13 protein-coding genes and 1 pseudogene are annotated in these 20,565 nt (G+C 72.5%); 9 read left to right on the top strand and 5 right to left on the bottom strand.

The genetic code is table 11. From position 1 onward, the window contains the following. Nucleotides 1-27 precede the first annotated feature (27 nt). Both ACZ7C5_RS18955 and ACZ7C5_RS18950 read right to left on the bottom strand, forming a co-directional pair. Entirely contained in the window at nt 28-1,383 is a 1,356-nt protein-coding gene (locus ACZ7C5_RS18955) for an amidohydrolase (protein ID WP_470323025.1), read from the bottom strand. After that, nucleotides 1,380-2,630: an MFS transporter gene (locus tag ACZ7C5_RS18950; protein WP_401086265.1), complete on the bottom strand. Its 1,251-nt coding sequence runs from the start codon at nt 2,628-2,630 to the stop codon at nt 1,380-1,382. The genes ACZ7C5_RS18955 and ACZ7C5_RS18950 overlap by 4 nt, the downstream gene beginning before the upstream one ends. Before the next feature lie 65 nt (nt 2,631-2,695). Here ACZ7C5_RS18950 and ACZ7C5_RS18945 point away from each other — a divergent pair, with 65 nt between their 5' ends. The 7 genes and pseudogenes from ACZ7C5_RS18945 (at nt 2,696) to ACZ7C5_RS18915 (ending at nt 9,701) form a co-directional block, all read left to right on the top strand. Beyond that, nucleotides 2,696-3,802 carry an Lrp/AsnC family transcriptional regulator gene (locus tag ACZ7C5_RS18945; RefSeq protein WP_470323024.1) on the top strand — a complete coding sequence of 369 codons (1,107 nt, stop codon included), beginning with the start codon at nt 2,696-2,698 and terminating at the stop codon, nt 3,800-3,802. A 527-nt stretch (nt 3,803-4,329) separates the two neighbouring features. Continuing rightward, a complete protein-coding gene (locus tag ACZ7C5_RS18940; RefSeq protein WP_470323023.1) occupies nt 4,330-4,932 on the top strand; it encodes an SMI1/KNR4 family protein in 603 nt (200 codons plus the stop codon). A gap of 310 nt (nt 4,933-5,242) precedes the next feature. Further along, nucleotides 5,243-5,353 (top strand): annotated as a pseudogene (locus tag ACZ7C5_RS18935) (IS5-like element IS4811 family transposase); the annotation flags it as partial. 170 nt (nt 5,354-5,523) lie between these two features. Then, nucleotides 5,524-6,117, top strand: a complete 594-nt coding sequence (locus ACZ7C5_RS18930; RefSeq protein WP_470323022.1) for a helix-turn-helix domain-containing protein — start codon at nt 5,524-5,526, stop codon at nt 6,115-6,117. 33 nt (nt 6,118-6,150) lie between these two features. After that, the gene (locus tag ACZ7C5_RS18925; RefSeq protein WP_470323021.1) at nt 6,151-7,446 is read left to right on the top strand and encodes an MFS transporter; all 1,296 of its coding nucleotides are present in this window, start codon (nt 6,151-6,153) and stop codon (nt 7,444-7,446) included. Nucleotides 7,447-7,833: 387 nt separating this feature from the next. Next, entirely contained in the window at nt 7,834-8,328 is a 495-nt protein-coding gene (locus tag ACZ7C5_RS18920; protein ID WP_470323020.1) for a hypothetical protein, read from the top strand. Between the two features lie 341 nt (nt 8,329-8,669). Next, nucleotides 8,670-9,701 carry a medium chain dehydrogenase/reductase family protein gene (locus ACZ7C5_RS18915; RefSeq protein WP_470323019.1) on the top strand — a complete coding sequence of 344 codons (1,032 nt, stop codon included), beginning with the start codon at nt 8,670-8,672 and terminating at the stop codon, nt 9,699-9,701. Between the two features lie 421 nt (nt 9,702-10,122). Here ACZ7C5_RS18915 and ACZ7C5_RS18910 read toward each other — a convergent pair whose 3' ends face one another. Next, nucleotides 10,123-10,647, bottom strand: coding sequence for an HD domain-containing protein (locus ACZ7C5_RS18910; RefSeq protein WP_401086248.1), 525 nt, complete (start codon nt 10,645-10,647; stop codon nt 10,123-10,125). A gap of 507 nt (nt 10,648-11,154) precedes the next feature. On the opposite strand from ACZ7C5_RS18910, the gene ACZ7C5_RS18905 reads away from it, so the two are divergent. Together ACZ7C5_RS18905 and ACZ7C5_RS18900 are read left to right on the top strand one after the other, a co-directional pair. Next, a complete protein-coding gene (locus ACZ7C5_RS18905; RefSeq protein ID WP_470323018.1) occupies nt 11,155-12,828 on the top strand; it encodes an eCIS core domain-containing protein in 1,674 nt (557 codons plus the stop codon). Between the two features lie 209 nt (nt 12,829-13,037). Continuing rightward, nucleotides 13,038-14,111 (top strand): YncE family protein, encoded by a 1,074-nt coding sequence (locus ACZ7C5_RS18900; protein WP_470323017.1) that lies wholly within the window; start codon nt 13,038-13,040, stop codon nt 14,109-14,111. 208 nt (nt 14,112-14,319) lie between these two features. Here the strand turns inward: ACZ7C5_RS18900 and ACZ7C5_RS18895 are convergent, their stop codons facing one another. Further along, nucleotides 14,320-18,618 (bottom strand): AAA family ATPase, encoded by a 4,299-nt coding sequence (locus ACZ7C5_RS18895; RefSeq protein WP_470323016.1) that lies wholly within the window; start codon nt 18,616-18,618, stop codon nt 14,320-14,322. 31 nt (nt 18,619-18,649) lie between these two features. After that, nucleotides 18,650-20,185: a lipase/acyltransferase domain-containing protein gene (locus ACZ7C5_RS18890; RefSeq protein ID WP_470323015.1), complete on the bottom strand. Its 1,536-nt coding sequence runs from the start codon at nt 20,183-20,185 to the stop codon at nt 18,650-18,652. Nucleotides 20,186-20,565 lie beyond the last annotated feature (380 nt).

Genomic DNA, 20,565 nt, shown 5'->3' with positions numbered 1-20,565 from the left:
GGAGGTACGGGGCCGGGGAGCCGTGCGTCAGCCGTTCCGGTCGTTCCAGCCGCTCCGGTCGCCGTCGGCACGGTCGCCGTCGGCACGGCCGCCGTCGGCACGGGCGTCCTCGGGGCACAGCCACGGGGCGGCCGCCGCGAGCAGGGCCGTCACCCCGATCCGGATGGTGGGGTCGGGGACGGGGGCGAAGTGCGGTGAGTGGTTGGCGGGGACCGTGTCGGGCAGACCGTCCGTCACCAGCGATGCGGGGTCGATGTCCCGGAAGAGCGCGGGGTCGGCGCCGCCGAAGTGCCAGAAGACCGAGGGAACACCGAGGGCCGTGCCGAAGACACCGAAGTCCTCGCTGCCGGTGAGGGGCTGGGGCAGGGTGAAGACCCGCTCCCGGCCGAGGGCTTCGGCGATCGCCGTCACCACGGTGTCCGTGGCGGGGCCGTCGTTGACGGTGAGGGGGAAGGAGTTGATCGCGGTGATCTCCGGGTCCTCCGGGGCACCGGAGGCGGCGGCCTCGGCGCGGACGATCCGTTCGACGGCCGCGAGGACCCGGTCCCGGACCGCGGGAGTCGTGGAGCGGATGTTGATCCGCAGCTCCGCGGTGTCGGGGATGATGTTCTCCTTGGTGCCCGCGTGCAGCGAGCCGACGGTCACCACCGCGGTCTGCGCCGCCCCCGTCTCGCGGGAGACGATCGTCTGCAGCCGCATGACGACCGCGGCGGCCATGACGACCGGGTCGACGGTCGACTCGGGCGTCGAGCCGTGTCCGCCGCGCCCGAAGAGGCGCACCCGCAGGCTGTCGGAGGCGGCCATCAGCGGGCCGGGCCGGGTGCCGACGAACCCGGCGGGCGCCGGTGCCACGTGCTGGCCGAGGCAGACGTCGGCGCGGGGGAAGCGCTCCAGGAAGCCGTCCTCGATCATCGCCGGCGCACCGCCGACCTCTTCGGCGGGCTGGAACACGGCGACGACCGTGCCGCGCCACTCCTCACGGGCGGCGGCCAGCTGGGCGGTGGCGCCGAGGAGGCAGGTGACGTGCATGTCGTGGCCGCAGGCGTGCATCACGGGCACCTCGTTGCCGTCAGCGTCGACGGCGGTCTCGCGGGAGGCGTACGGCAGCCCCGTCCGCTCCCGGACCGGGAGGCCGTCCATGTCGGCGCGGAGCAGGACCACGGGGCCCTCGCCGTTGACCAGGACCCCGACGACCCCGGTGCGGCCGACGCCCTCGGTGACGTCCCAGCCCTGCCGCCGCAGGCGGTCGGCGACGATCCCGGCGGTGCGGAACTCCTGGAACGACAGTTCCGGGTGGGCGTGCAGGTCCTCGTAGACGGCGCGCAGGTCGGGGAGCCGGTCGGGAAGGGCCGTCAGCAGGCGGGGGAGGGAGGCGGCGGTCATGCGGATTCCTTTGCGGGCTCGGGAAGGCCGGACGCGCCGGTGGCGGTCCGGAAGGAGGCGGCGTCCTGTGGGGTCAGGAGAGCCATGGCGGCGGCGATGCCGGCGCCGAGGACCAGGGAGGCGAAGGCCACCCGGAAGGAGAAGGCGTCGGCGAGCGCGCCGACGAGGGGAGGGGCGGCCATGCCCGCCACCTGGCCGCCGAGGACGATCACCGCGCTGCCCACGCCGACCCGCTCCGGTGCCAGCCCGCTCAGCGGGACGGCGAAGACGGGCATGTAGCAGAGGGAGACGGCGACCGACGCGACGGTGCCGAAGACGACGAAGCCGGTGAGCGAGGAGGAGAAGGCGACCAGGAGCAGCGCGAGCGCGGCCACGGTCATGGCGGGCAGGATCACCTTGCGGTGGTGGCCCCCGAGCCGGTCCGAGATCCGGCCGCCGATGACCGTCGCCCCGGCGGCGGCGAGGGCCGGGACCGCCATGAGCGCTCCGGCCGCGGTGAGGGAGAGTCCGAACTCGTCGCCGAGGTAGGAGGGGACCCAGGTGTTGAAGCCCCAGACGATCGCGCTGTAGCCGAACATCATGGCGCTGAAGCGCCAGACCACGCCCAGCCTCAGGACATCGCCGATGCCGGCGCGGACCGTGGCCGTCGCCGGTTCCGTCCGGGGCAGCGGGGCGGGCAGCCGCGTCCGCACCGCCACCAGGACGAACACGCCGAGCGCCGCCGTGGAGAAGAACGCCGAACGCCAGCCGAAGACCGCGATCAGGGGAGCGACGAGAAGCGGGGTGAGGACACCGGCGATCGCGTTGGAACTCATGATCAGGCCATTGGCGGCCATCCGCTCGTCCGGCCTGGTCCGCTCGACGAGGACCTTCAGCGCGGCGGGCGGGAAGACGCCCTCGGCGGCACCGAACGCGAACCGCAGCACCAGCAGAACGACGAACGACCAGGCGAAGCCGGTCAGCGCGGTGAACACCGACCACGCCAGCAGGGCCCAGAGCGTGACCCGGCGCGCGCCGTACCGGTCGGCGAGCATGCCGCCGGGTATCTGGGCGAGCGCGTAGGCGAGGAAGAACGCGGAGACGATCAGGCCCTGCTGCCCGCGGCTCAGCCCGAACTCGGCGCCGAGGGAGGGCAGGACCAGATTGATGACGAGCCGGTCGGCGTAGTCGACCAGCCAGGCGGCGAACAACAGGACGATCGTGATCCGGACCGTTCTCCGGGCGGACTGCGGGGACGGAGCAGACACGCGGCACTCCTCATCACCGTGGCCGAAACTGGGCATCGGCCGGAAGTGCCCCTACCATCCGACCTGTGACCGGAATACCCGAGGAATTGCAGGAAAACATCAGGGAAAGCGCCGCACCGCCCGATTCCCGCCCGCCCGACTCCCGCCCGGCCGCCGCGGACGTGCGCTTCTCCGAACTGGACCTCGCGCTCGTCGACGCCCTGCAGGCCGCGCCCCGGGCGCCGTGGTCCCAGGTCGGCCGGGCGCTGGGCGTGGACGCGACCACGGCGGCCCGGCGCTGGGAGCGGCTGCGTGCGAACGGCCTGGCCTGGGTCACGGCCTACGACGCGGCGAAATCGGCCACCGTCGGCTACGTCGAGGTGCGCTGCCGGCCACGGGCGCTCGAATCCGTCAGCCGGGCCCTGGCCGACATGCCCTGGGTCTTCAGCGTCGACGAGACCGCCGGCGACTTCGACCTCCTGGCATCCGTCGCGGCGGCCGACCTGCCGTCCCTCGGCCGCTCGGTGCACGGCCTGATCGGCGGGTTGAAGGGGGTCCGGTCCACCCGGACCCGCCTCGGGATCACGCTGTACAGCGAAGGCGGCGACTGGCGGATGCGGGCCATGGAGCCCGCCGGGCACACCGAGCTCGCGGCTCCGCGGAGTTCGGGCTCGACCGTGTACAGCGCCCGCATGCACCCGCCGCGCCCGCCGGATGACCAAGCCCTGCTCGCGGCGCTCGGTGTCGACGGACGTCTCGGATACACCGAACTCGGCGCGGCGGCCGGGATGAGCGAACACACCGCCCGCCGCCGGCTCCAGCGGATGGTCCGGGACGGCGACATCACCTTCCGCTGCGACCTGGCCCACCCCCTCGCGGGGCTCTCGACCGTGGTGCTCTACCGCGCCGTGGTCCCCCACACCCATCTCGCGGCCACGGGCAACGCGCTGGCCCGGGCCAAGGAGGTGCGCCTCGCCGTCTCCGTCAGCGGTTCCGACAACCTGCTCGTGATGGCGTGGCTCCGCGGCCTGCACGCCATCGACCCCTTCGAGGCACAACTCGCGGAACGCTTCCCCCAGTTGAGGATCAGCGACCGCACCGTCCTCCTGCACTCCCGCAAACGCATGGGCCGCCTCCTCGGCAGCACCGGTCTCGCCACGGGGCACGTTCCCTTCGCACTGCCACACCTGTGACCCTCCGCCCGCTTTCGGGCGCACGGCCCGCACCGCCGTCGAGGACGGGCCCGCCGGGACCGGTCACGATCCAGGGGCCCACGGCGCCCGGTTGGTCCGGGGCTCCGTGATCAGTGCCCGGACGCCCACCGCCTCACCCGCTCGACCACCCCGGCCGGGTCGGGAACGGCCGGGCGGGCGGTGAACTCGGCGCACCCGGGCAAAGCTCTCGATCCCGATCTTCCGTGAGTTCAGAGATTCTGAAGTGTCGGCCGGGCGAACTCACGTAAGCCCACGTGCTATTGGGGTATGGCGAGGCCGAGTTCGGTCCGGAAGAAGGCGGGACTGCTGGGTCAGTGTCCTCGTACTCGTTGAAGTGCCCAGCCAAGTTCAGATGAACGTGCTCAGCGAGATGGCCGCCAGGGCCTGTGTGATGTTGTGATCAGTCTTCGGATGCTGTCCTCATCCGGGGACGGAACCCGGTATGACTGAGGATGGACAATGGCACAACATGGGCAAGAAAACCCCGACCCGATGGGAGCCGTAGCGTGAGTGACGATCAGTCCGCCACAATCGCCGCCATGGCGGGTATCGGAGAAGTGCTGTCGTGCATCGGGCCCACCTGTGGGGACACCGTCGACTGGAGTGCGGCGGAGAGAGTCTACGGAACGTCATTCCCGGCCGACTACCGGGCGTTCGTCACAGCCTTCGGCAGCGGTTCGATCGAGGAGATGGTCGGCGTCCACATCCCGGCCGTCACTTCGAACGAGCCGCAGGTAGGCACGGTCTCGCGTCTCTCGGAGGCAGCGCTCGCGGACGAGTTGCTGAACGAGTGGGCTCCTGCCGACAGAGGCCGGCACCGGCTGGAGGACCTGCTCATCTGGGGATGGACGGTCGGGGCCGATACCCTGTGCTGGATCACGACGGATCCGGACCCGGACCGATGGCCGGTCGCGGTGTACTCGCGCGGGAACCTCGAATGGTCGGTGTATCCGTGCGGTATGGCCGAGTTCCTGCTCAAGCTGCTGCGCGACGAGTGGCAGCCATGGCCGATCAGCGACTCCTCGCGCCAGGGCATGGCGGACCTGCGGTTCCTGCACAGCAAGGACGAGGCTGCGGGATGGGAGTCGGGCAACAACCCCTGGGAGTAGCTGGTCCGTTCGGTGACATCCCCCTCGGGGTGGGATGTTGAACACGGCCTGTTGGGGCGGTGACCCCGGTCCGTATCTGCCGATCGCCAGATACGGACCGATGAACCGTGCTCCAGCGGGGGCGTCGACGTGGCTGCTCAGAGCTTCGTGATTCGGTGTCAGACGGAAAGGAAGCGTTCATGAGGTCAGTCTCCCTACAGCAAATGACAGCGCCCCGTCCGGATGCGCGAAACCTTGGCCTCGCGGGAATGTCCGCAATGTATAGATGCTGGTCAAGCGCGATGTGATTGCGCCACCGGCCGGTAAAGCGGCGAAGGAAGTGCTGTTCCGGCTGCGGCTGATGCACCCGGAGATCACCATCGTCTGGGCCGACTCCGGCTATGCCGGAAAGCTCGTGACCTGGACGAAGAAGTACCTGAACGGCCACCAGCCTGTTTGCCCCTGGAGACAGTCGGCGCTGACCTCGTCAGCGGCAGTCAAGTCGACCTGGGCTGGCTGTCTCCAGCCTCCTGCGCACGGAGCCGGGCTGCTCGGCCAGCCAACTCTGAAGCGGCTATTGCGAAGTGCTCGCTTCATACCTACGGTGAGTGCATGCGACCAAAGCACCGGCCTGAGCAGATCACCGACCTGTCACGGTTGAGGGCGTTCATGATCCCGCTGCGGATGCAGCTGTACCGGCTGCTGTACGCCGCAGGCACCGCGACCGCCTCTCAGCTCGCCGAGCATGTCGACGAAACGCCCTCGCTGGTCAGCTACCACTTGCGCAAGCTGGCCGAGCACGGGTTCGTGACCCAGGCGAGCGACCAGAGCGCCGACGGCCGCGAGCGGTGGTGGAAGGTCGTCTCCGAAGAGGGGTGGGGCTTTCGCGACTCGGACTTCGCGGACACGCCCGAGGGCGCCGCCGCGGTCGGCGCAGTGACCCGAGGGATATTCGACACCCGCGTCGCCCAGTACCGCACGTATCTCGACCAGAAGTCCGCTTGGGGGAAGGCGTGGACCGACGCGTCCTTCACCTCCGAGTGGCTCCTCGACCTCACCCCGTCCGAACTCGCCGAGATGAGCGACGAGCTTGAGGCGCTCGCCCGACGCTGGCGGGAGCACGGCAAGGCTGCCAAGGCGGCCGGCGACACCGAGGACCGGGAGCACGTGTCCGTGCACGTCTACGGCTTCCCTTTCCGGCCCTGACCCAGCCGAATTCCCGACTGCCTGGAGCCCACCATGGCTGCCCCGCACACAGTCCTGCCCGAACGCGCCACCACACCGGCTCACCGCGACGCCAACGTGCTGCGCTGGCTCACCGCCTACACGGTCTCCATCGTCGGCGGCAGCGTGTACTTCGTCGCCTTGGGCTGGTCCGCCCAGAAGGCTGCCGGTCCCACCGAAGTCGGCCTCGTCATGGCCGCCGGAGCGCTACCACGAGCGTTACTCATGCTCGGCGGGGGCGTGGTGGCCGACCGGTTCGACCCCCGCCGGGTGATTCTCGGCAGTGACACGCTGCGCTGCATCCTCGTCCTGGCGGTGGCCGCCGGCATCGCACTGACGGCGCCGGCCTTGTGGATCCTGGTCACGGTGGCGCTTGTCTTCGGCGCCGTGGACGCGCTTTTCGTACCCGCTGTCGGTGCCCTCCCGTCCCGGATCACCACCCCCGACCAGCTGGCCCGGGTCACCGGCATGCGCTCGCTGTCGACCCGCCTCGGCCAGATCGCGGGCCCGCCGATCGGCGGTCTGGCCATGGGAGTCGGCGGACCCGCAGCCGCCTTCACCGTCGCCGGACTGCTCATCGCGCTGTCCCTGCCGCTCCTGCTGACGATACGGATACGGCCCCTCGGGGCGAGCGACGCCGAGCGGCCGGAGCCCGGCACCGCGCGGCAGGACCTGCTCGACGGCCTGCGCTACATCCGCCGCCACCGCCTCATCGGCCCGCTCGTCGTCGCCGGCGCCGTCTGCGAACTCGGGCTCATCGGCACCCTCAACGTCGGTATGGTGCTCCTCAACGCCGAACGCGGCTGGGGCCCTTCCGGCTACGGCTGGATCGCCGGCAGCTTCAGTGCAGGAGCTGCTGCCAGCGCCTCACTGCTTGCCATCACAGGATGGCTGCCCCGTGCCGGCCTGATGATGACCGGGACACTGCTCGTGGGCTGCGTGGGCGCGGCCACCATCGCACTGGTGCCCACCCTTTGGCTCGCCGTGGTGCTGGCTGCGGTCATCGGACTGTGTGCGGGTGTCTTCGGCAGTCTGAACAGCGCCCTCATGCAGACCGCGGCGGACCCGGCCTACCTCGGCCGGGTCACCTCCGTCGTCATGCTCACCATGGTCGGTATCGCCCCCCTCAGCTACCCGCTGGTCGGTGCCGCCATCGGGGCCTGGGGCTCCGCTCCGGTGTTCGCCGGCTGTGGCATCCTCGCCAGCCTGGGCGCGGTCATCGCCCTGGCCTCCAACACGGTGCGCCACGCCGAACTGCCCCGGCAGCGGGCCAGGCGTGACCGCCTGAGCAACCCAACCGCAGCCCAATGAACCCAGCCCTGTTCGATTCCTGACCTGGCCAAACACTGCCCGGAAGCTTGCAAACTGGCACTCACGGTGGCCATCACGTGTGTCGGGGCACCTCCGCGCAGGCGGAGCGGACGCCTGAAGCCGCTTAACGTCCTCGGCGAGGGGCGGGTCACCTCCGCGCGGGCGGAGCGGACGCCGGACCTAGCGAGCCAGCCGCGCCACGAGAAGAAACCTTCTGGGAGGAAGCCCGGCGGGCCGGCCATCGGCAGGCTGTCTGGCAGCGGTCACTCGACGCCGCGAAGGCCACGATCGACAGCACCGAGTAGGCCCGCCTGCCGGCCGGGCCGGGACGCTGATGCCGTCGATGCAGTACCGTCGCCCCACATCACACCCCTCCCAGGGGGGACCATGCGCACCCGTACCACCGTCGCGGCCGTCGTCGTCGCGCTGCTCGCCGTCGGCTCGGCCGCCTGCTCCAGCTCGACCACCAGCTCGAAGGGGGCGGCTGTGGCACCGAGCAGTGCGGCCGCGACACCGCCGACCTCGGCGGCCGCCACCCCCGCTGCGCCCCCGGGGCCGGCTGACGCCGGGGCAGCGGCGCCCACGGCGGCCGGGGCGAAGCCGAGTGGGCCGCCGCCGAAGCCGGACGCCACGACCACCACGGCCTACATCGCCGCGCTCACGGCCATCGATCCGGAGATCGTCAGCGACAAGATCGACCGGGCCGTGAGCCGCGGCCGTGATCAGTGCACCTCTGTGGCCGAGTGGCCGAACGACCAGCCGAGGCTTGTCGACCTCGCGGGCAAGAGGTTCACCAGCGCGCAGCATCCGAACGGTTTCGGGCCCGAGAAGTCGAAGCGGATCCTTGAGGTCGTCCGCAAGCACATCTGCCCGACGTACTGAGCGAGGAACGCAGGAAGGCGCCCCCGTCCCCGCTCCGGCTCTGGCCGGGCGGGGGCGCTGTGTGGCCGGTGCTGAGCTCGCCCACCTGGGTGCCGGTGCTGGGGTTCCGGATCCGCACCGTCGAGGGCAGTGGCGGTGGCGAGGTGGGCCTCGGCGCGCAGTTGGGCGCGGTAGTACGCGCGGGGGTTCCGTTGCCGGCGGTGGCCATGTGCTCGTTCCCTTCATTCCGTGCAGTTAGAGGGTATAGCGAAAGCTCTTGACCGTCACTCGCCCGTGCGTTACAACTTCTAACGTAAGCGCCATCCGCTAACGGATCGGATGGGGAACCGAGGGAGGTCATCGTGAACGCCGGGGAACTGATCGAGGTCGTCCTACCGGGCAAGGTCGAGCCGGAGGGCCTGTACGTGCGCCGCGGGTACGTCCCGGTCGCCGGCCCGGGACAGGCCGTCGTCCGGATGGAGGCGACGGGTGTCTCCTTCGCCGAGCAGCAGATGCGCCGCGGCCGCTACTACGACCAGCCGCCCTTCCCCTTCGTGCCGGGCTACGACCTGGTCGGCACGGTCGCCGCGGTCGGCGACGGCGTCGACGCCGCCCTGGTCGGAACCCGCGTCGCCGCGCTGCTGAAGGTCGGCGGCTGGGCCAGCCACGTGGTCGTCGACGCCGCCGACCTGGTCCCGGTGCCCGAGGGCATCGGCCCGGCACAGGCCGAGACCGTGGTGGTCAACGGCATCACCGCGTGGCAGATGCTGCACCGCAAGGCCCGCGTCCGGCCCGGGCAGACCGTCCTGGTGCACGGCGCCAACGGCGGCGTCGGCTCCGTCCTGGTCCAACTCGCCCGGGCCGCGGGCGCGCACGTGATCGGCACCGCGTCCGCGCGCCACCACCCGGCACTGCGCGACCGCGGAGTGACCCCGATCGACTACCGCACCGAGGACGTCCCCGCCAGAGTCCGGGCACTCGCCCCCGGCGGCGTGGACGCCGCCTTCGACCACGTCGGCGGCCGCAGCGCCGTCGACTCCTGGGGCCTGCTCGCCCCCGGCGGCACGCTCGTCTCCTACGGCACCGCCTCCACCCGGGACGACGACGGCTCCCAGCAGTGGCCCGTCCTCAAACTGCTCGGCCGGGTGTGGCTGTGGAACGCCCTGCCCAACGGCCGCTCCGCCCACTTCTACAACGTCTGGGCCGGCCGGGCACTGAACCGCCACCGCTTCCGGGCCCGGCTGCGCACCGACCTCACCGCGGTGTTCCAGGCGGTGCACGACGGCGACGTCACCGCGCAGATCGCTGCCGAACTCCCTCTGGTCCGTGCCGCCGAGGCCCTGCGCCTGGCCGAGTCCGGCACCGTCGCCGGAAAGGTCGTCCTGCGCGCCTGACCGCCCTCACCCGGCGGACCGCCCGCCGGCCACCACGGGGCCGGAACACTCGCCGCCGCGACGACAGGGAACCGGGTGGGCCTGGAGCCGGCGCCGCCGCCTGATGAATCGCTCGGTGCGGGCCGATCCGTCGTATCGCATCGCGCCCCCGTCGCGGGGTCCGGAGACTCATGGGCGGATGGGGAAGCGGGACAGGCCGTGCCGCCGCCGGTCCCGCGGCAATGTTCTTGACGCGAAAGGGGCGGCCAAGCTCGGGCTCCATTGCGTGATCGGACCCGCGAGATCCTCGCCCGCCCGCAGGTGGAACTCGTGGTCCCGACGGATCGGGCGGCGGCCGAGAACCCGCAGGCCCTGCAATGGGCTGTTCCAGCGCACAAGGGCTCGCGCTCCGGGCCTCTCGACGTTGGGAACGGTCGATGCGCTAGGAGGGGAGCTGTTCGAGCGGGTTCTCGCCGAGCTTCCGGTCGAGCCCGCCGTCGACGAGGCGTCGGGCTTGGCTGTGCGGCTTGCGCGCGGCCTGATCCCGTACGCAGGCACCGAACTCCTCGGCAAGGTCGAGGCGGGGGTAGGTGCTGAGCACCTCGCGGCGGAAAGCGAGTGGGATGTCCTCGTCGCGGCGGCCGGAGATGTCCAGTCCGGTCGCCGTCTCCAGCAGGTGGCCCTCGACGTCGAGTGCAGGATCCACCTCGGGCCAGTTGTGCCGGACGATGACCTCGTTCACGCGGCGGCGCCGGTCAGCCGGCCAGCCGGCGCCGGCGGTGAGCGCCTCGCCGACGAAGCCGCCGGCCTCCTCGTAGCCGAGCGTGTGGTTGTCGTAGGAGGGGACGAGCCCGATGTCGTGTAGCAGAGCAGCTGTGTACAGCAGCTCATGGTCGATGCCCGTGCGACCCTCGACGATCGCGAACGCCTCGGCCCAGAGCCAGGACCGCGTGACGTGGTTGACCATCGCAGGGCTGTGGAAGGCCTCGCACAGCGCTCGTGCGCCTCGGGCCGCGGCAGTGTCGGGCGGGGAGTAGTCCGAGAGACGCATGGAGGCTCCGAGGTAGGAAGGAGGATTTGATCAGCGTACCTCTGGTGGGAGCCGGCGAAGATTGGAGTCGTTGAGCCGGTGCCCGGGCACCGGCCTTCGCCCGGCTCCGCGCCGCCGGTCGGGAAGATCGTCGGGGCACGGCAGGTCCGCTTTCCTCAGAGGTGGGTGAAGGGCGGCATTCGTGGTCGCCCGCCATGAGCGTGCTGTTCCAACGTGATGTCATGACAGCTTTTTCACGAGCCGGTTGGGTTCCCGCCGACCGTGCCGGGTTCCTTCACACCCTGCTGCCGTGCCGCCTGTACGGAAGTGCCACGGGAAACCGCCGCGGGGGCCCCTGAGCTCTGCCCTGAAGTACCTTCCGCCGCGCCGTTGCCGTCGGGTTGAGTGGGACGTTGCCGACGATCCCGGAAGGGGCGGAGCCCGATGCGCGAGCGGGAGAACGAGGAAGCCACCGGGGCCAGGGCCGGCCGGGCGGCGAGGCCCGCGCCCGCCGAGGCCGGGCACCCACGGTCAGAACTGCTCGCCCTCCAGGCCACCGTGGGCAACGCGGCGGTCGTCCAGATGCTCCGTCGGGCCGGCCACGGCGGCCTGGACGCGGAGAAGCACCGGCATGGGAACGGCCGCGGCCACGAGGGCTTCGAGGGCCCCGCCGTCCGGCGTGCCGTGTCCCCGGTCCTTCAGCGCTCGTCCGTCCACGATGTCCTGCACGACCCCGGCCGGCCTCTGGACCAGGCCACCCGTACCGACATGGAGTCCCGCCTCGGCGCCGACTTCTCCGACGTACGCATCCACACCGGCGGCGCCGCGAAGGCCTCCGCGGCCGAGGTCGGCGCGCGGGCCTACACCTCCGGCAACCACGTCGTCATCGGCGACGGCGGGGGCGGTGCGCACACCCTCGCCCACGAGCTCACCCATGTCATCCAGCAGCGCCAGGGGCCGGTCAGCGGTACCGACGACGGCAACGGGCTGAAGGTCTCCGACCCCTCAGACCGCTTCGAGCGCGAGGCCGAGGCCAACGCCCGCAGGGTGATGAGCCGTCCGGCCCCCCGGGCCTCCTGCGACGTGCAGCGTTCGGCCGGCCCCGGGACCGGGACGGCCGGTGCGTCGGATGCGCCCGTGCAGCGCACCCTCGCACCGGGCCTCCCGAACGGGACCCGGGTCGTCAAGCACACGGACGAGGGGGACGTCGAGGGGCAGACGACCCTCAGTTTCCGCTTCGGGTCCTATCTGATCTCCGCGGGCGCGGACGGCAAGAAGCCCCGGGCGTCCACCAAGGACAAGTCATGGGGGACGGTCGAGGAGCGGGAGGCGTCCCGCAAGGAGTACGAAGAGGCTCGTGCCCGGGAGTTGGACCCGGCGGTCCTCGCGGCCAAGCAGAGGCAGGACGACCTCAACCTCGGCGAGAACTACCTCAGCGCCGACTACCGCCGGATCAACCCGCTCCTCGCGGCCCTCGGGCAGGCCGGCTTCACCGCGGGCGAGATCGCCGCCCCGGGCTTCTCCTACAAGTCGAAGGAGAGCGAGGTGCTCGACGCGTGGCGCGGCATCGCCATCGCGCGGGGCTACGCGGACGAGCAGACCACGGAGGCGTGGGACGAGAAGCACCTGGCGGACACCTTCGACATCTTCGCCCGGATCAACGGCGTGTGGGACGACTTCACGACGCCCCGCGCGAACGAGGACGGCAACGTGGTGCGGGGCGACAGCAAGCACATGTACGAGTCGTTTGGCGGCATCCTCAAGCAGCAGGAGCGCCACCCGGACGGTGGCTACGTCCCGGTCGACGAGACGATCGAGTGGCCGGCGATCCTGTCGACCACGTACGGCGATCCGTTGACCCACACGTACGTGGCCGGCAAGGAGATCGTCTGGGAGTTCGGCCTCCCGGAGGACCATCGGGGAAGGACGCTCGGCGGGAACAACCAGTCCGAGGAGGAGATGACCTTCCCCATCGGCACCAGGATCCGCATCAACCGGATCCTCGTGCGGAGCGGCGACTTCCGGCAGGAGCAGTCGGCGAAGTACGGCGAGAGCGCGGTCGTGATCGTCTTCGCCGACATCCTGGCGGGACAGGGCCCGACTCGGGGGGCCGAGTAGACCAGGGGCCGAAGAGCGCCAGGTCGCCAGGCCGCCGTGCAGCCCGAGGCGGACCTGCGAGAGGCTGAGCCCGGCATGGACCGGATCCGTGCTGACCTCACCGCCGTGACCGGCATCGCGGCGCTTACCGACTTCGCCGATACGGTGCCGTATCACCGGCTGTTCACGCCGCCGCCGGGGGGGCACACGGGCGCACCGAGGGGATTCACATGGCGATGAGCACGGTGGACGTGGCGGTTCCCGACGCGCTGCGGCCCGTCGTGGATGTGGCGGCGCTGCCGGCGGCCCTCGGTGACGCGGGGTCGGCGTGGCTGGTGCTGTCCGAGGGTGGACGGCTGGCGCGGTGGGTGCCGACGACCGGCGAGGTGCGGGACGTGGCCCGGTACCGGGAGGAGAGGCCGGCGTCCGAGTGCGGTGGCGGCGTTCGGCTGCGGCTTCACGTGTCTCGATGTGGCCGTTGGGCGGCGGTGGTTCAGGACCGCGGTCGGTACGGCACGGTCGTCGATCTCGCCACCGGTTCGCCGGCGTTGACGTTGGACGGCGGGGACTACTGCTGTGAAACCGTCCCGTTCGCGTTGGCGTTCGCCGAGCACGGTGGCCGGCCGGTCGTCGTCCATCGCACGGACTGGAACCGGTTGGACGTCACCGATCTCGCGTCCGGCGAGGTGCTGACGGCGCGGGACAGCCCGGGTGGGGACGAGGAGGACGCGGAGCACGACCTCGACTACTTCCACGGCGCGCTGTCGCTGAGTCCTGACGGGACTCGTGTCCACGACGCCGGTTGGGTGTGGCAGCCGTGGGGGATGCCGGCGGTGTGGAGCCTGACCGCCTGGCTGCGCGACAACCCGTACGAGTCCGAGGACGGGCCCAGCCGTGCGGTGTATCCCGAGGTCTCGGAGTGGAACTGGCCGGCGGTGTGGATCGACGACAGCCGGATCGCGGTGTACGACCGGGGCGATGCCGGCAGCGGTACCGTCCACGTCCTCGACCCCGCCTCGATCGAGCCGCGCTCGCCGGGCGTCCGATGGATCAGGGCGGTCGCGACGTTCCCCTGGCCGGTCGGCGATTTCGGCGATTTCGGCTTCTTCACCGACGGAGAGCATCTGCTGATCGCCGGCCAGGCCGGTCTGCAGGGCGTCGACATCACCAGCGGACAGCAGGTGTTCGCGATCGACGGCTTCCGCCCGGCGCGTCAGGACCGGCATACCGGAACGCTGATCCAGGTCGGCAGCGCCGATGCCCGGTTGTGGACGCCGCCTCAGTGGACCGCGCGCGCCGGCTGAGCCGCCAGGTCCCGCAGGGTGGCGAGCGGGAGAACATCCGCGAGTCCGTACCGGAAGGGCGCGACACCGCCCCTCGCAAGGGCAAGCACGGCGGTCGGCCGCCGGTCGTCACCGACGAGAGCCGACGGGCCCGGCCTCCCACTGCTCGGGCGGCCGGGCTCCGCACCGTGCCACGGCTCAGGCGCCGGTGGCCGCCTCGGGCGCCTGGTCACAGCGGGGCGTCCGGGGTGCCGCTGCCGGCAGGGTCGGTGGGCAGGGACGCGATGTCGATCGCGAGGTAGCCCGACCGGGTGCCCGCGATGAGCAGTCCGTGGCCTTCCGCCAGTGCCTCGACCCCGTCCGCCAGGGTCAGCGTCTGCCCGGTCCGGGTGTGCGGGTCCCAGATCCGCACCGTCTTGTCGATGCCGGCGCTGGCCACTCGCGCCGTGCCGTCAGGCGCGTCGAACGCCACCACCGCGCTCACCCAGTGGTCGTGGCAGGTGAGGGGCGCGCCCTCCAGGGCGCCGGTGGCCGGGTTCCAGACCCGCACCGTCCCGTCCTCGCCGCCGACAGCCGTGCGGGGCGTGCCGTCGGCCGCGCTGAACACCGCCGCCTTCCGCGCCCCGCTGGTGCTCCCGGTGATGGGGCCGTCCTCCCGGGTGCAGGTGGCCGGGTTCCAGACCCGCACCGTCCCGTCGCCGTCACTGGCGACCAGGCGCGGCGTGCCGTCGGCCAGGGTGACCACCATCAGCGAATCCACTGCCCTGCCGTTCCCGGTGAGGGGCACGCCCTCCTGGGCACGGGTGGCGGGGTTCCAGATCCGTACCGTCCCGTCGCCGTCACCGGCGGCCAGGCGCGGCGTGCCGTCGGGCGCGGTGAACGCCACCATCGCGCGCAGCCAGCTGGTGTGGCCGGTGAGGGGCGCGCCTTCCTGCCTGCCGGTGGTCAGGTTCCAGATCCGCACCGTCTTGTCGTGGCCGGCGGTGGCCAGGCGCGGCGTGCCGTCGGGCGCGGTGAACACCGCGACGGCCATCACTCCGTAGATGCTGTCGTCGACGGGTTCGCCTTCCTGGGGGCGGGCGGCCGGGTTCCAGATCCGCACCGTGTGGTCCTCGCCGCCGGTGGCAAGGCGGGGGGTGCCGTCGGCCGCGGTGAACTGCACCACCGCGCTCACCCAGTGGTCGTCGCTGGTGACGGGGACGGCTTCCAGGGCGCCGGTGGCCGGGTTCCAGACCCGCACCTCCCCGTCATAGCAGCCGGTGGCCAGGCGCGGGGTGCCGTCGGGCGCGGTGAACACCGTGATCGCCGCCACTCCGAAGCTGTGGCCGGTGATGGTGTCGCCCTCCTGGGTGCCGGTGGCGGGGTTCCAGATCCGCACCGTCCCGTCGGCGCCGGTCGTGGCCACGCGCGGGGTGCCGTCGGGTGCGGTGCTGTCGGGCGCGGTGAACGCCACCATCGCACGCACGATGCCGCTGTGGCCGGTGAGGGTCGGTCCTTCCTGGGCGCCGGTGGCGGGGTTCCAGATCCGCACCGTCGTGTCATGGCCTCCTGTGGCCAGCCGCACGGTGCCGTCGGGTGCGGTGAACACGGCCACCGCGGTCACCTTGTCGGTGTGGCCGGTGAGGGTCCGGCCCTCCTGGGCGCGGGTCACCGGGTCCCAGATCCGCACCGTCCCGTCGTCGCCGCCCGTGGCCAGTCGCACGGCGCCGTCGGGTGCGGTGAACACCGCCACCGCGGCGACTCCGCTGCCGTGGCCGGTGAGGGGGACACCGTCCTGGGTTCCGGTGGCCGGGTCCCAGATCCGCACCGCCCCGTCGTCCCCGCCCGTGGCCAGCCGCACGGTGCCGTCGGCTTCGGTGAACACCGCCACCGCACGCACCGCGTCGGTGTGGCCGGTGAGGGAGGGGCCGTCCTGGGCGCGAGTGGCCGGGTCCCAGATCCGCACCGTCCGGTCCGCACCGGCCGAGGCCAGACGCGGAGTGCCGTCGGGCGCGGTGAACAGTGCCACCGCGTTCACCTTGTCGGTGTGGCCGGTGAGTTGCAGGTGGAGTTTACGTTGCCGGACTTCGCCGACGGTCAGTTCCGGAGGCCAGCCGCGCGGGTCGCGGGGGCGCGCTTCGGCCGGGGGCGGGGCGCCCTGGATGTAGCTGGTGCCGAGCCGGCGCCACCAGCGGCGCCAGCCGGCCGTACTGTTCGCCGACTGCTCGGTGGCGGCGGTGTCGCGGGCGTGGTGCTGGAGCAGGACGGTCCCGGCGATGGCCGGGGGCAGTTCGTGGGAGGGCAGGCCGTGGTCGAAGGCCGCGGCGGTGATGCTGGTGAGGTCGAGGGCGTCGAGGACCTCGGTGTGGTCGGCGAGGGTGTGGAGGGCTCCGGCGGTGTGGCCCAGGCGGGCGTGGGCGGCGAGGTGGTGGCGGACGTAAGGGCTGACCACCGCGTCCGGCGGGGCGGTGGCGTCCTCCTGCGCGCCCAGGCACTGCCGGCCGTGCCCGGCGAGGGCGGCGGTGAGGAGGGCGTGGCCGCGCGCCGTGTCCGGGGCGGCGGTGAACTGTTCGGTGAAGGTGCGGTGGGCGAGGCGGTAGACGCTCCGCTCGTGTTCGTGGTCGAGGGTGAGGTAGGGAGCGGCGTCGCGCAGCAGCTCGGGGATGCTGCTGCCGGTGTCGGAGCCGGTGTCGGTGCGGCTGTCGAGGGCGTCGGCGGTGAGGGCCCAGATGCCGTCCTGGGCGGGCAGGCCGCGGCCCTGGGCGAGGCCGAGGGCGCGCAGGAGTGGGGCGTAGTCCGGGTTGGCGCGCTGGAGTCGCTGGAGGGCGCGGGTGAACAGCTGGCGGTGGGTGCGGCCGATCAGGGGGGTGGGGTCGGTGAGGAGGCCGGGGTCGTTGAGGAGTTCGTGGGCGGCGAGCCGGACGTAGAGGAACTGCTGTGGTTCGGCGCCGTGTTGCTGGTGGTCGGCAACGAGCCGGTGGACGGCGTCCTCGATGGTCGCCTCGTCGGCGTCGAGGGCGCCGCGGTGTCTGGCGGCGTCGAGCTTGGCACGCAGGTATCCGGCGAGGGCCTTCGGGTCCTGCTTCACCTCGACGCGTTCGACGCCGGGCCGCGGTCCGGCCTCGCGGCGGACCGGCCGGGGGCGGAGCGCGTCGAGGATGTCGGTGTCGGTGGGAGCGGGCCGGTCGGGGCCTTCGTGGGTGGAGCGGCGCGTGCCGATGACGACCCGGACGGCGGGCAGGGCGGCGAGGGGGCCCAGGAGGAGGGCGGCGATGAGCAGCGGCTGGTCGGCTTCGTCGAGGGCGTCGAACAGCAGCGTCAGCCGGGTCGGCCGGGCGCGCAGCCGGGCGACGAGTCGGGCGGCGAGGACGGCGGGTGGCTGACCGTCCTCGGCCTGCCGGACGAGGTCGGGCAGGCCGACGGCTTCGGCGACGAGCTGGACGGTGCGGGCGAGGGTGAGGCCGGAGAGGTGGGCGACGAGGTCGAACGGGTCGTCCGGGCACGGCACTTCGGTGGGCAGCGCGGTCAGGTGGCCGTGGCGGACGAGGACGTCGCGCAGCCGGGAACGGGTGTGCAGCAGGACGTGGCCGAGGAGGGCCGACTTGCCGGAGCCGGCGGGGCCGGTGACGACGAGGGCGCCACGGGTGGCGGTGGCCAGCCAGCGCAGGATGTGGTCGCGCTCCTCGGTGCGGCCGTGGAAGTACCAGGCGAGTTCGCCGAGTTCGGCACCGGACGCTTTGGGGAGGAAGTGACGCTGCTCGTCGGCGGGCAGCCGGTCGATGACGGCCTGGAGTTCGGCGAGCTGGTCCAGCGGCGCGGACACGGTGGTGGCGACGTCGGGGGTGAGACGCACGAGCCGGTCGCCGTGCACGGCCCTGTCGCCGCGGTAGCCGCCGCGGAGTTCACGGTTGAGTTCGACGCCGAGTTCGGCGAGGCCGATGTCGGGCTTCCCGCGGAAGGTGACGGTCAGGACGTGCCGGAGGGCGCCGGTGAAGGCGCCGAGTTCGGCGTAGCCCTCGGCCGCGGTGGACAGCAGCAGGTAGCGGCCGGCGTCGCGGTACTTCCTGCCGAGGAGGACGCGGTGCACCTCCCGGGCGAAGTCCCGGGAGAAGCAGGCGTCGATGACGACGATCGCCCAACCGTCCTCGTTGTCGGGGTGGATCTGGCGGCTGCCGATCGCGCGGGCGACTTCCTCCGGGGAGATTCCGTCGTCGATGGGGGCGGGGGTGCGGTGGTGGGCGAGGTGTTCGGTGCTGCCGTGCCCGACCCAGTAGAGCACCGTGTTGCCGCCGCGGGAGGCGGTGGGCCGTTTCCATGCGCCGAGCCGGTCCTCGACGGCCTGCCGGTCCCGTTCGTCCTCGGGGACGGTCCAGCTGTTGACGCGCGGACCGTAGGGAGCGAGCAGGTCGGCGATCGCCCGGACGTGGGCCTCGGTGTCCAGGGCGGGGTGCTGCCGGTAGGCGGTGAAGTTCACCGGGAACAGCTCGATCCCTCCGCCCTCGGGGGGCGGTTCGGTCGCGTTCCGGTCGGTGCCGACGGGTGTGGTCAAGGCGGGGTTCCGATTCAGGCGTCGGGCGGGTTCAGGCGTCGGGCGGGCTGACGAGGACGAGCTGGGTGATCGGTACGTGGTCCTCGACGTCCAGGGTCACGCGGTACAGGTCGGGCGCGTCGGCGGTGAAGCGGGCGGCGAGGGCGCCGTCCGTGCGCTCGGGGTCGCGGCGGAGGGTGAGGGGATGGCCCATGCGTCCGGTGGTGGCGCTGCGGACGGTGAGGCTCCCCCTGGCCGGGGTGTCGAGGCCGGTTGCGTGGAGGGTGAGCGGCTGCCCGAACGTCCCGCCGAGCTGGGGGGTCTCCAGGCCCGGTCCGGCGCTGGCGCCGGAGAGGCGAGGACCCGGGGTGCGTTCCAGGGCGATGTTGCGGAGCTGGCGCAGGACGTCGTCGTGGCGCATCAGGGTGCCGTGCTGGCCGAAGACGTAGGTGCGTGCCTCGGTGCCGCCGGCCTGGGCGGACGGGGTGTGGACGGTGCCGTCGCCGCGGGAGTCGCGGCGGGCGGGGATGCCGGTGGCCGGGTCGCGGACGACGTCGCCGTCCGCGCCGGCGTCGAAGGAGTGGTGCCGTCCGACGGCGACCGGGTGCCCGGCGTGCCGCTGTTCGTCGAGGGTCTGCACGGTGGCCTGTGCCTCGCCGACGATCACGCGGTGCCCGGGCATCGCGTACGGGTGCTCCCAGCGGCGGGTGTGCTCGTCGAGCGAGCGGGCGGCCAGGTGTTCGTCGCCGCCGAGCCGGGCGACATCGGAGGGGGTGAGGCGGTCGACCGACAGTCCGCGGTCCAGGCAGCGGTAGCCGGGCAACAGGTCGTGGATGCCCGGCAGGGTCGCGGCCATCGCCTGCACCTGTCGCAGCAGCCTGGCCGGCTTCGCCCCGGCGTGCCGGAGGTTGAGGGTGAGGACGGACTTCACGGAACCGAGGAACGGGGTCCCGACGGTGACCACCGCCCGGGTGTCGGCCGCGAGTTCGGGGTCGTGCTCCAGCGCGGCCCGCACCACCAGCCCGCCCATCGAGTGCGCGGCGAACAGCAGCCGGGGCTCCCGTCCACCGGCGGCCCTCCAGTCGGGCCGGGCGGCGACCCGCTCGCGCCAGCGGGTCAGGTGCGCGCGGGCCGCGCGGGCGAGCACCGCGCCGTTGTAGGCGACGGCGAGGCGCCAGTCGTACGGGAACGGCGCCACCGCCTCCGGCGCCAGCGCGACCTTCCGCAGGCTCCTGACCGCCTCGCCGTAGGGGTCCAGGCCCTCCAGGACGGGAAGCCACCACGGCTTCGCCAGCAGCCCGGTCGCCCGGACGCGGGTCAGCGGCGCCCGCCGGAAGGTGTCGGCGTCGGCGGCCCGCTCCGACTCGTCCGCCCGCAGCGCGCCGAACAGCTCCTCACCGGTCGACGCACCCGTCAACATCCCGAGGTCCACGCCCCACAGCGGGCGGCCCGTCGCGGCGTCCTCCAGGACGCTGCCCATGATGCCCGGTACCACGACACACGCGTCCGGCGTCCGGTCCTCGAACACCGGTGGCACACCCGACCAGGGCACCGCACCGCCGAACCCGCCGGCCCCCATGTTCCCCATGGCACCCGACGATAGGGGAGCGGACCCGCCACGCGTGCGGCTTCGTCGAGAACGGCCGCGAGCCGTGAACGACCGGTGCGGGCGTGCGGTGGGCGGCGCGGCGGCGGCCGATGTCGTGGCTCGTCCCGCTGCCGCCGGCTCCCACGGCCGCACCGTGGTTCCGTCCTTCGAAACCGTGTATCAGGTGCCGCCGGGGGACGTCGAGATCCGCTTCCGGCCGCTGGGTCCGCTGGCCCCCTGGACCGCGGCGGCCTGCCGGTGGTGATCGGGATCAGGTCGACGTGGTTCGCCGCGGGGCGGCCGACCGGCAGGAGCGCGTGGACGCGCTCCACGCGGGCATCCGTGCCGCGACCGGGCTCGTCGACTTCGGCGTCCACGTG

It is taken from the genome of Kitasatospora sp. NPDC036993 (assembly GCF_055607525.1).
This window is presented reverse-complemented; position numbering and strand designations above follow the sequence as displayed.